Origin of the sequence: Thioclava atlantica (assembly GCF_000737065.1) — a bacterium.
Lineage (GTDB): Bacteria > Pseudomonadota > Alphaproteobacteria > Rhodobacterales > Rhodobacteraceae > Thioclava > Thioclava atlantica.
Genome location: NZ_AQRC01000021.1, coordinates 21,068 through 31,213, shown reverse-complemented (window position 1 = coordinate 31,213; position 10,146 = coordinate 21,068). Strand labels below are relative to the sequence as shown.

The window sequence follows — 10,146 nt, the reverse complement described above, 5'->3', positions numbered from 1 at the left end:
TCGGGGGAGACCTTGTTGAACTCGAGCCCGGCATCCTCCATCTTCTTCAGCGATTTCTGGTTGAGATCCTGGATGACGTTGCGCTCGACGCTGCCGCCTTCCACCGCACAGTCACGCAATGCCTGCTGCTCGTCGGGAGCGAACGTGTCGAAGATCGGCTTCGAGAACAGGAACAGGAACGGCGTGTAGGCGTGCTTGGTCTCGCTGATATATTTCTGGACCTCGTAGAATTTCGAGGTGTCGATCGTGACATAGGGGTTTTCCTGAGCGTCGATCGCCCCGGTCTCGAGCGCCGAGAACACCTCGCCAAAGGCCATCGGCGTGGCGTTCGCTCCGAGATTGTCGAACGTGTCGAGGAAGATGTTGTTCTGCATCACCCGGATCTTGATGCCCTTCAGATCCTCCCATTTGGTGATCGGGCGCTTCGAGTTGGAGACATTGCGGAACCCGTTCTCCCAGTAGGCAAGATTGACCAGCCCCTTCTCGGCCAGCTTGTCGTCGAGGAACTTGCCGAAGTCGCCGTCCATGACGGTATAGGCCTCCTCGTTCGACTGGAAAAGGAACGGCAGATCGAACACGCCCAGCGCGGGTTCGATGCCCACGAGCGGCGAGGACGAGGTCACGACCGCATCCAGCACACCCGAGCGCAGCGCCTGGGTCGCCTGAAGATCGCCGCCGAGCGCGCCGCTCCAATAAGCCTGCAGCTTCATCTTGCCGCCGGTCTTCTTGTCGAGGCATTGCTGCATCGCGTCGATGCCGTTGTGGACCGGGTGGTTTTCCGCCACGCCGTTCGAGATCCGGATCGTGCGGTCCTGGAACTCGGCCGCCGCGGGGCTGGCCACCGCCATGATCGTGCCCAGCAGCAGTGCCGCCTTGAGTGCTTGGGTTTTCATTAGATCCTCCCAGGAAATCAAAGTTGGTAGAGATGCCCCCGTGGCCGGTCAGTAGAACCAGTGCGCCGGAACCAGCACGATCTGGGGAAAAGCCACGAGCAGGAACAACACCAGGACCTCGGCCACGAGAAAGGGCGAGACACCGATGACGACACGGCCCAGGGGGATCCTCCCGACCCCGCTGACCACGTTCAGGACGACGCCGACCGGGGGCGTCAGAAGGCCAATGCAGCAGTTCATGATGAACATCACGCCGAAATAGATCGGGTCGATCCCCGCCTTCTGCACCAGCGGCAGCAGTACAGGCGTCAGGATCAGGATCGTCGGCGTCAGGTCGAGCGCGGTGCCGACGAGGATGATCAGCACCATGATGAAGGCCATCAGCAGCTTGGGATGCTCGATCAGTGGCGCGATGAAGGAGCCTATCTCGGCGGGGATGTTTGCCATCGTGATCAGCCAGGCCGAGACAAGCGCGGCGCAGACGAGGAACATGATCGCCGCCGTGGTGCGCGCCGCCGCGATAATCACCCCGGGCAAGGCTGCCAGCGTCAGCTCGCGATAGACGAAAAGACCCACGAAAAGCGCGTAGAAGGTTGCGATCACCGCGGCCTCAGTGGGGGTGACGACGCCGAACTTGATGCCCCCGAGGATGATCACCGGCATGCCCAGCGCCCAGATCGCCCGCGCACCGGTCCGGCCCCGCTCGCGCCAGCTGGCGCGCGGCAGCATCTCAACATCGTCCTTGCGTGCCACGATCAGCCAGGTCGCGATCAACACCGTGCCCATCAGCACGCCCGGCACGATCCCGGCCATGAACAGCTTGGAGATCGACAGGTTGCTGGCGACGCCGAAGATGATGAAGGCCATCGAGGGCGGGATCACCGGCGCGATCACGCCGCCTGCGGCGATCAACCCGGCCGAGCGCGGCAGGTTGTACCCCGCCCGCGCCATCATCGGCAGCAAGATCGCGGCGAGCGCGGCACTGTCGGCTGCGGCCGATCCCGAGATCGAAGCGAGGATGACCGCGGCCATGATCGCGACAATCCCCAGGCCACCCCGGATATGCCCGACGCAGGCGATCGCGAAATCGATGATCCGACGCGACAACCCTCCCGCGTTCATCAGTTCGCCCGCAAGGATGAAGAACGGGATCGCGAGCAGCGTGAAGGTATTGGCGCCGATCGCCATGTTCTGCGCGATGATCTGGGTATTGAACATGCCCAGGTAGCCCATCAGCGTGATGCCGCAGAAAATCAGGGCAAAGGCGACCGGCACGCCGATGGCCATCGCACCGATCAGCGAAACGAGAAAGACGACAAGCGTCATGACATGTGTCCTTCGATCTTGTCGGCATCGTGGAATTCGCCGACGAACCGGGCGAGTTCCTCCTCCGTGAGCCGCCCCGTCAGCAGGCGAAACAGACGTTCGAGCGTGATCAGTATGATGCCGGTGGCGGTGAAGAGCCCTGTTCCATAGACCCAGCCCATCGGGGTCATCGTCACCGGGGCAGTCATCGACATGTTGAGCGGAAGCTGCTTCCAGGTCCCCCAGAACAGCACGACCGAGCAGCCGATGATCACCAGATCGCTTAGCCCCATCAGCACCATTCGCGCGCGCCGTCCACAGGCGGCGACCACCGTTTCCATCCCCATGTGCATGTGATGGTGATGGGCGACGACGGCGCCGATGAAGGTGAGCCAGACGAAGAAGAAGCGCGACAGTTCTTCCGAAACGGCAATACCGGAATCGAAGGCGTAACGAAGAATGACGTTGAGAAACACCATCAGCGCCATGCCCGAAAGCAAGAGCCCCAGCAGGATGTCGAGAGCGCGGTATATCAGATCGACCAGTCGTCTCATCGGCTCAGATCCTGTCCCCGAGGCCGCGCGCGACCAGATTGGCGATCAGCGCCCGGCTGCCGAAGTTCCATTCCGGGCAGGCGTCGCTGCGCTGCACCCTGTTCACCAGCGTGCCGAGCCGGGGTGAGGCAATCTCGACCAGATCGCCGATCTCGTGGGTAAAGCCCTGCCCCGCAGCCCGACGATCCTGCACCGGCGCGAAGAGGGTCCCAAGAAACAGCACCGCCCCGTCAGGATACTGATGGCTTCGGTTGATCATCTGCCGCGTCAGATCCTCGGGGCTGCGGCTGATCGCCTCCATCCGGCTTTCGCCGGTCATCTCGAACCCGTCCGGGCCGGTCACCGAGAGCGTGACCACCGCGCGCTCCACATCCGCCAGCGTGAAGCCGTCATCGAAGATGCGGATGAGGGGGCCGATCGCACAGGAGGCGTTGTTGTCCTTTGCCTTGCCGAGCAGGAGCGCGGAGCGGCCCTCGACATCGCGCAGGTTCACGTCGTTTCCGAGCGTCGCCCCCACGATCGCGCCGTCCGAGCGGATCGCGAGCACGATCTCCGGCTCGGGATTGTTCCATTCCGAAATCGGGTGAATGCCGATCGCGTCGCCGCAGCCGACCGCCGACATTGGCTGCGCCTTGGTGAAGATTTCAGCATCCGGGCCGATTCCGACCTCGAGATATTGCGACCAGAGGCCCATTTCCTGCAGCAGGGATTTGATCTTCGCCGCCGCGTCCGATCCGGCCTTCAGGCCGCGCAGGCTCTCGCCGATCACCGGCGCGAGCCGGGCGCGGATCGCATCCGCCTCGGCCGCATCGCCGCCGGCCTGCTCCTCGATCACCCGCTCGATCATGCTGTCGGCGAAGGTCACTCCCGCAGCCTTGACGGCCTGCAGATCAATCGGCGCCAGAAGGCGACCGGCGCGGCCGGACAGAAAATCCTCGAGCGGGCCGAGCACAGGAAGATCGGGGCGCGCGAGGATTTCGCTCAGGTCGGGCGCATCGAGCAGCCCCGCGACGGTTGCCGTGACATGCGTCAGGTCGTGCAGGATCCCGTCGCGCAGCACCACGACGCAAGGCCCGCCCGCCTCTTCCGACCAAACCCGGCCGACCAGCAATGCCGCATCGCTGTCGACTGGCAGAACCCGGCCCGGCTCCAAATTGAGCGCTGACGTCATGATGGCCTCCCCCCTCATGCCTGTCGCGGCACCTCCTCGTGCCGCCTGACATCTGATGTCTGACAACATTACAAATGGAAATCACGGCGGCAACCGTTAAATCCGGATCGTCAGATTTTTGTGATCGCCCGGATCGACTTACTCGACGAATTCGAATTCCAGCCCGACCCGCTGGGCCGAGCCCTGCAGGTGCCGCAGCATCGCCGCGCGCGCACCAGCGGCGTCGCGGTTACGGATCGCCTCGCAGATATCGCCATGCTCGCTTATCGTCTTGGAGATCACGTCTTCGAGCGGCCCCTCTGCCCGCGCGATCGCGATCACATGGCTGATCCTTTCGGAAATCGCGACGACGAACTGCACGAAGTAATCGTTGCCCGTCGCCTCCGCGATAATCCGGTGGAAATCGAGATCGGCCGTCACTCCCGACTCCCCCCAGTCCTTCACGCCGGGCATCCGCGCCATCGCGGCGTCGAGAGCCTCCATCTGCGCGTCAGTGTGATTGACGGCAGCAAGTGCCGCGGCCTCCATCTCGAGCGGCACCCGAAGCTGGTAAAGATCGGTGAAGGCGTGGCGATCCATCTTCTTGCCGTCCTCGAGACGGATCTGGCGCGACGTCCGCTCGACCACGAAGGCGCCCACGCCCTGGCGGGTCTCGACCAGCCCTTCGTTCCGGAGCTGCGCGATCGCCTCGCGCACCACCGTGCGGCTCACGCCGAAGGTCTTCGACATCTCGTGTTCGGTTGGCAGCTTGTCCCCAGGCTTGAGCACACCGTCATAGATGCGCTTGGCGAATTGCGTCGCGATCCGGGTCGGAAGATGCTCCGTGCGTGCGAGATGTTCGAAATCGTTATTCATACGTCAGCCTCTTGTCCCGCAATCAGCGCCCCTTAGTTCAGAACGATCTGACAGCGCGGATTCATCGTCAAATTCGGATCGATCGCTCGCTTGATCGCCTCCAGCAGATCACGTTGGACCGCGGGCACACGGGCACCGAAATCCATCGCCTTCAGCCGTCCGAGCCCGTGTTCGGCGCTGATCGATCCGTCATAACGGTCCAGAACCTCGTTGAGAACAGCTTTCGCTCGACAAATCTGATCGTCGACCGGTTCGGTGGCGTCCGGGACCGGCAGAACATTGAGATGGACGTTGCCGTCACCGACATGGCCATAAGAGACGCAGATCGCCCCCGGCAGAGAGTCTGCAATGGAATTTTCCGCCTCGGTCACGAAATCCGCCAGCCGCGACAGGGGTACTGAGAGATCTGTGCGCAAGTGCTTTCCACGCCGCGCCTGCCCCTCGTTCATGCCCTCGCGCACGAGCCAGATCGACCGCGCCTGCGCCTGCGACTGCGCGACCACCCCGTCGCGCACCAGACCATCCCCCATGCTCAGCTCCAGGAACCGTTCCATCAGCACATCGGTATCGACGAACCCCGAGCCCGAGATCTCCACCAGCGCATAGGCCTCGTGCCCCGGTTCGAGCGGGAGGGCGAGATCGGGGATCCCTTCCTTCGCCAGCGCGAAAGCCAGCGGCGGCATGAATTCGAAGGCCGACATCAGGTCGCAGCACTGCTGCCGGGCCCGCCGATAGAGCTCGATCACATCCTCGAGCGAATCCAGCGCCAGCAACGCCGTCGCCACCTTCTCGGGCGCCGGCATCAGCTTGACCGAAACGGCGGTGACAATCCCCAGCGTGCCCTCGGCGCCGATGAAAAGCTGCTTCAGATCGAGGCCGCGATTATCCTTGCGCAGTCGGCTGAGCCCGTCGAGAACCCGCCCATCGGGCAGCACCACCTCAAGGCCGAGCACCAGCTCGCGCGTCATGCCATAGCGCAGCACGTTGACGCCGCCGGCATTCGTCGAGACGTTCCCGCCGAGCTGGCAGGATCCCTGGGCGCCCAGCGCGAGCGGAAAGAAGAGCCCTTGGGCCGCAACCTCCTCCTTGAACGCCTCGAGCACCATTCCCGCCTCCACCACCGCGGTGAAATCCGCCGGGTCGAGGCTGCGGATCCGGTTCATCCGCTCGAGCGAGAGCACCACCTGCGTCTCGGGCGCGTCGGGTATCGCCCCGAGTGCGAGACCGGTTCGCCCGCCTTGCGGCACGATCCCGATCCCGAGTTCGGCGCAGGCGCGCACCGCCTGAGCAACCTCTTCGGTTGCGCGCGGACGCAACACCGCCAGTGCGGAGGAGGTGACATCCCCGTGCCAGTCGGTGGAATAACGCGCAACGATATCCGCGTCTGCCGTGACGATGTCGCTTTCCAGCCGTTCACGAAGCATCTTCAGTTTCTGGTGCGCCGCCGCGTCCTTTCCCAGTGCTTCTGCCGATCCCATCCCAGCCCCTCCTGACGCCCGAAGGCCGAAAAACAGTTTGCATCCTTCATATATCGGGTTATCAGACAACATTACAACCTCCATCGAGAGACGGGGGATGCGAGGTTTTTGAATGGAGGAAGGCGCGATGCATACACTCATCATCGGGGCTGCTGGAATGATCGGCCGCAAACTCACGCAGCGTCTGGCCGGGCAGGAGAAGCTTGGCGCGCATGCGGTGACCGAGTTGACGCTCGCCGACGTGGTCGAGCCTGCGCCCCCCGAAGGCTTCTCCGGCACTGCACACTGTGTTCAGGCCGACCTGTCCGAGCCGGGCACAGCGGAGGATCTGGTCGCGGGGCGGCCGGACGTGATCTTCCACCTCGCGGCGATCGTCTCGGGCGAGGCCGAGAAGGATTTCGAAAAGGGCTACCGGATCAACCTCGACGGCACGCGCGCCCTGTTCGAGGCGATCCGCCGCGCCCACGAAACCGACGGCTATCGCCCGCGGGTGGTCTTCGCCTCCTCGATCGCGGTGGTGGGCGCTCCCCTGCCCTTCCCGATCCCGGACGAGTTCCACACCACGCCTCTGACCAGCTACGGCACACAGAAGGCAATCTGTGAATTGCTGCTGTCGGACTATTCGCGCCACGGTTTCTTCGACGGGATCGGAATCCGGCTGCCCACCGTCTGCATCCGCCCGGGCAAACCCAATGCTGCGGCCTCGGGTTTCTTCTCGAGCATCCTGCGCGAGCCGCTGGTCGATCAGGAAGCCGTGCTGCCGGTGCCCGAGAGCATTCGCCACTGGCACACCTCGCCGCGCTCGGCCGTCGGCTTCATGCTCCATGCCGCGACCCTCGATCTTGCGGCGGTCGGACCGCGGCGCAACCTCTCGATGCCGGGGCTAAGTGCGACGGTCGGCGAGCAGATCGAGGCGCTGCGGCGCGTTGCAGGCGACGCCGCCGTGGCGCTGATCCGACGTGAGCCCGATGCCTTGATCACCCAGATGTGCGAGGGCTGGGCCGCGGGCTTCGACGCAAGTCGCGCTCGCGCACTGGGCTTCACCGCGGAGGACAGTTTCGACGAGATCATCCGCGTCCATATCGAGGACGAGCTGGGAGGATCTCTGTGACCGGGTCCTCACCGCAGATCGCCTTTCTCGGCGCCGGGCTGATGGGGGCGCCGATGGTGCGGCGCCTGCTCGGCGCCGGCTTCCCCGTCACCGTCTGGAACCGCGCGCGCGAAAAGGCACTCCCGCTGGTCGCTGAAGGCGCGGCACTTGCCGCCAGCCCCGCCGAGGCGGTGCACGGTGCCGAAATCGTATTCACGATGCTCTCGGACGGAACCGCGGTGCGCGACGTGCTGTTCTCGCAAGGTGCCGCAGAGGCTCTCGCCCCCGGCGCGATACTGGTCGACACCTCCTCGATCGCACCCGACATGGCGCGCGATCACGCGCAGCGGCTCGCTGAACGACAGGTCGCGCATATCGATTGCCCGGTCTCCGGTGGCACCGCCGGGGCCGAGGCCGGAACGCTCGCTCTGATGGCGGGAGGTCCGACCGAGGCTATCGCGCGCGTCGCTCCGGTGATCGCACCGCTCGGCAGACTGACCCATGTCGGCCCAGCAGGGGCGGGACAGGTCTGCAAGCTCGCGAACCAGCAGATCGTGGCGATCACCATCGGCGCTGTCGCCGAAGCGATGGTGCTGGTCGAAGCCGGCGGTGCGGACCCGGCGAAATTCCGCAACGCGATCCGCGGCGGCTTTGCCGAGAGCCGCGTCCTGGACTTGCATGGCGCGCGCATGATCGAACGCGATTTCAGCCCCGGCGGCCCGTCGCGGTTGCAGCTGAAAGACCTGCGCGCGGTGGAAGCGCTCGCCCGCGCCAGCACCCTCGAGCTCCCGTTGTCGCAGGTTGTGCTGGCCGAATTCGAGTCCCTCGTCGCTGCAGGCCATGGCGACACCGATCATTCCGCGCTGCTCTTGCATCTCGAGACGCTCAATTCCCACGCCACCGGCAAGAAGGAAGACCAATGACCAAGACGCGCCGAGACCGCCTGCGCTCACAGGACTGGTTCGACAACCCCGACCACGCCGACATGACCGCGCTCTATCTCGAGCGGTTCATGAATTACGGCACCACCCCCGAGGAACTGCGCTCGGGCAAGCCGATCATCGGCATCGCCCAATCGGGCAGCGACCTCAACCCCTGCAACCGCCACCATCTCGAGCTGGCAAAGCGGGTGCGCGACGGGATCCGCGATGCCGGCGGCATCCCGATCGAATTCCCGACCCACACGCTCTTCGAGAATTGCAAGCGCCCGACAGCCGCTCTTGACCGCAACCTCGCCTATCTGGGGCTGGTGGAATTGCTCTATGGCTACCCGTTCGACGGGGTCGTGCTGACCACCGGCTGCGACAAGACCACGCCCTCGGCTCTGATGGCGGCCGCCACCGTCGATCTGCCAGCGATCGTGCTCTCGGGGGGGCCGATGCTCGACGGCTGGCACGAGGGCGAGCTGGTCGGTTCGGGCACGGTGATCTGGCGCTCGCGCCGGAAATACGCGGCCGGCGAGATCACCCGAGACGAATTCCTCGAGACCGCGCTCGACAGTGCTCCCTCGATCGGCCACTGCAACACGATGGGCACGGCTTCGACGATGAACGCGATTGCCGAGGCTCTAGGCATGTCGCTGACCGGCTGTGCGGCGATCCCCGCAGCCTACCGCGCGCGCGGCCAGATGGCCTATCGGACCGGACGGCGCGCGGTGGAACTGGTGCATGAGGATCTGCGCCCCTCGGATATCCTCACCCGCGCCGCTTTCCTGAACGCGATCAAGGTGAATGCCGCAATCGGCGGCTCGACCAACGCGCAGCCGCATATCATGGCGATGGCGAAACATGCGGGCGTGGCGCTAGAACCGGGCGACTGGCAGACACATGGTTACGACATCCCGCTCCTGGCCAATGTCCAGCCCGCCGGGAAATACCTTGGCGAGCGGTTCCACCGCGCTGGCGGCGTGCCCGCCATCATGTGGGAATTGCTGCAGGCGGGCCAGATCGAGGGCAGCTGTCCGACGGTCACGGGGCAGACGATGGTCGCCAATCTCGACGGGTGCGAAAGCTCCGACCGCGAGGTGATCTTCCCCTACCACGCGCCGTTGATGGAACGCGCCGGTTTCTTCGTGCTCTCGGGCAACCTGTTCGATTTCGCGATCATGAAGACCTCGGTGATTTCGGCAGAGTTCCGCGACCGCTATCTTTGCGAGCCGGGGCGCGAGGGCATTTTCGAGGGCACTGCTTTCGTCTTCGACGGCTCGGAGGATTATCACGCCAGGATCAACGATCCCGCGCTCGGGATCGACGAGCGCTCGATCCTGGTGATCCGGGGGGCCGGGCCGCTGGGCTGGCCGGGCTCCGCCGAGGTGGTGAACATGCAACCGCCCGACCGGCTGCTGAAGCGCGGCATCACCAGCCTACCGACGATCGGCGACGGCCGGCAATCGGGGACGGCCGACAGCCCCTCGATCCTCAATGCCTCGCCGGAGAGCGCGGCGGGCGGCGGGCTGGCCTGGCTGCGCAGCGGCGACCGGATACGGATCGACCTCAATACCGGACGCTGCGACATGCTGGTCCCCGAGACCGAGATAGCGCAGCGAAAGACGGAAGGGCTGCCGCCGATCCCGGCCTCGGCCACGCCCTGGCAGAAGATCTACCGCGAAACGGTGACCCAGATGGCGGATGGCGCGACGATCCGTGGCGCAGAGGAGTTCCATCGCCTCGCAGCGCGCCTGCCGCGCCACAATCACTGATCGGCTCACCCGGCACCGAGTTGCCGGGTGGTCCAAATCCGCACCAAGGAATCGGGTCGGTCTCTAAGTCCTCGTCTAGGAAGAACCCCGCGACAGGTCACC

The 10,146-nt window shown here is 64.9% G+C and carries 9 protein-coding genes; 3 read left to right on the top strand and 6 right to left on the bottom strand.

Annotation, left to right across the window (positions count from 1 at the left end; translation table 11 throughout):
* The 6 genes from DW2_RS18150 to DW2_RS18125 form a co-directional block, all read right to left on the bottom strand.
* On the bottom strand, positions 1–893 hold an 893-nt coding region (locus DW2_RS18150; protein WP_038148761.1), incomplete at its 3' end, for a DctP family TRAP transporter solute-binding subunit.
* Positions 894–941: 48 nt separating this feature from the next.
* On the bottom strand, positions 942–2,219 hold the full coding sequence (locus DW2_RS18145; RefSeq protein ID WP_038148756.1) for a TRAP transporter large permease: 1,278 nt from the start codon (positions 2,217–2,219) through the stop codon (positions 942–944).
* Complete coding sequence (locus DW2_RS18140; protein ID WP_038148754.1) at positions 2,216–2,752, bottom strand: TRAP transporter small permease; 537 nt, start codon at positions 2,750–2,752, stop codon at positions 2,216–2,218. The genes DW2_RS18145 and DW2_RS18140 overlap by 4 nt, the downstream gene beginning before the upstream one ends.
* Positions 2,753–2,756: 4 nt before the next feature.
* Positions 2,757–3,923 (bottom strand): fumarylacetoacetate hydrolase family protein, encoded by a 1,167-nt coding sequence (locus tag DW2_RS18135; protein ID WP_038148752.1) that lies wholly within the window; start codon positions 3,921–3,923, stop codon positions 2,757–2,759.
* 138 nt (positions 3,924–4,061) lie between these two features.
* Positions 4,062–4,778 (bottom strand): FadR/GntR family transcriptional regulator, encoded by a 717-nt coding sequence (locus DW2_RS18130; RefSeq protein WP_038148750.1) that lies wholly within the window; start codon positions 4,776–4,778, stop codon positions 4,062–4,064.
* Between the two features lie 32 nt (positions 4,779–4,810).
* Positions 4,811–6,256, bottom strand: a complete 1,446-nt coding sequence (locus tag DW2_RS18125; protein WP_038148748.1) for an FAD-binding oxidoreductase — start codon at positions 6,254–6,256, stop codon at positions 4,811–4,813.
* Between the two features lie 127 nt (positions 6,257–6,383).
* Between DW2_RS18125 and denD the strand changes: the two genes are divergently transcribed.
* From denD to DW2_RS18110, 3 genes are read left to right on the top strand one after another with little or no spacing between them, the layout of a single operon-like run.
* Positions 6,384–7,367, top strand: coding sequence for a D-erythronate dehydrogenase (gene denD, locus DW2_RS18120; protein ID WP_038148792.1), 984 nt, complete (start codon positions 6,384–6,386; stop codon positions 7,365–7,367).
* Positions 7,364–8,269, top strand: a complete 906-nt coding sequence (locus tag DW2_RS18115; RefSeq protein WP_038148746.1) for an NAD(P)-dependent oxidoreductase — start codon at positions 7,364–7,366, stop codon at positions 8,267–8,269. Before denD ends, DW2_RS18115 begins: the two co-directional genes overlap by 4 nt.
* On the top strand, positions 8,266–10,044 hold the full coding sequence (locus DW2_RS18110; RefSeq protein ID WP_038148744.1) for an IlvD/Edd family dehydratase: 1,779 nt from the start codon (positions 8,266–8,268) through the stop codon (positions 10,042–10,044). Before DW2_RS18115 ends, DW2_RS18110 begins: the two co-directional genes overlap by 4 nt.
* Positions 10,045–10,146: the final 102 nt, after the last annotated feature.

Coding starts and splice junctions, on each gene's coding strand:
- denD (WP_038148792.1), top strand. CDS start 6,384: ATGCATACACTCATCATCGGGGCTGCTGGAATGATCGGCCGCAAACTC.
- DW2_RS18145 (WP_038148756.1), bottom strand. CDS start 2,219: ATGACGCTTGTCGTCTTTCTCGTTTCGCTGATCGGTGCGATGGCCATC.
- DW2_RS18110 (WP_038148744.1), top strand. CDS start 8,266: ATGACCAAGACGCGCCGAGACCGCCTGCGCTCACAGGACTGGTTCGAC.
- DW2_RS18135 (WP_038148752.1), bottom strand. CDS start 3,923: ATGACGTCAGCGCTCAATTTGGAGCCGGGCCGGGTTCTGCCAGTCGAC.
- DW2_RS18125 (WP_038148748.1), bottom strand. CDS start 6,256: ATGGGATCGGCAGAAGCACTGGGAAAGGACGCGGCGGCGCACCAGAAA.
- DW2_RS18140 (WP_038148754.1), bottom strand. CDS start 2,752: ATGAGACGACTGGTCGATCTGATATACCGCGCTCTCGACATCCTGCTG.
- DW2_RS18130 (WP_038148750.1), bottom strand. CDS start 4,778: ATGAATAACGATTTCGAACATCTCGCACGCACGGAGCATCTTCCGACC.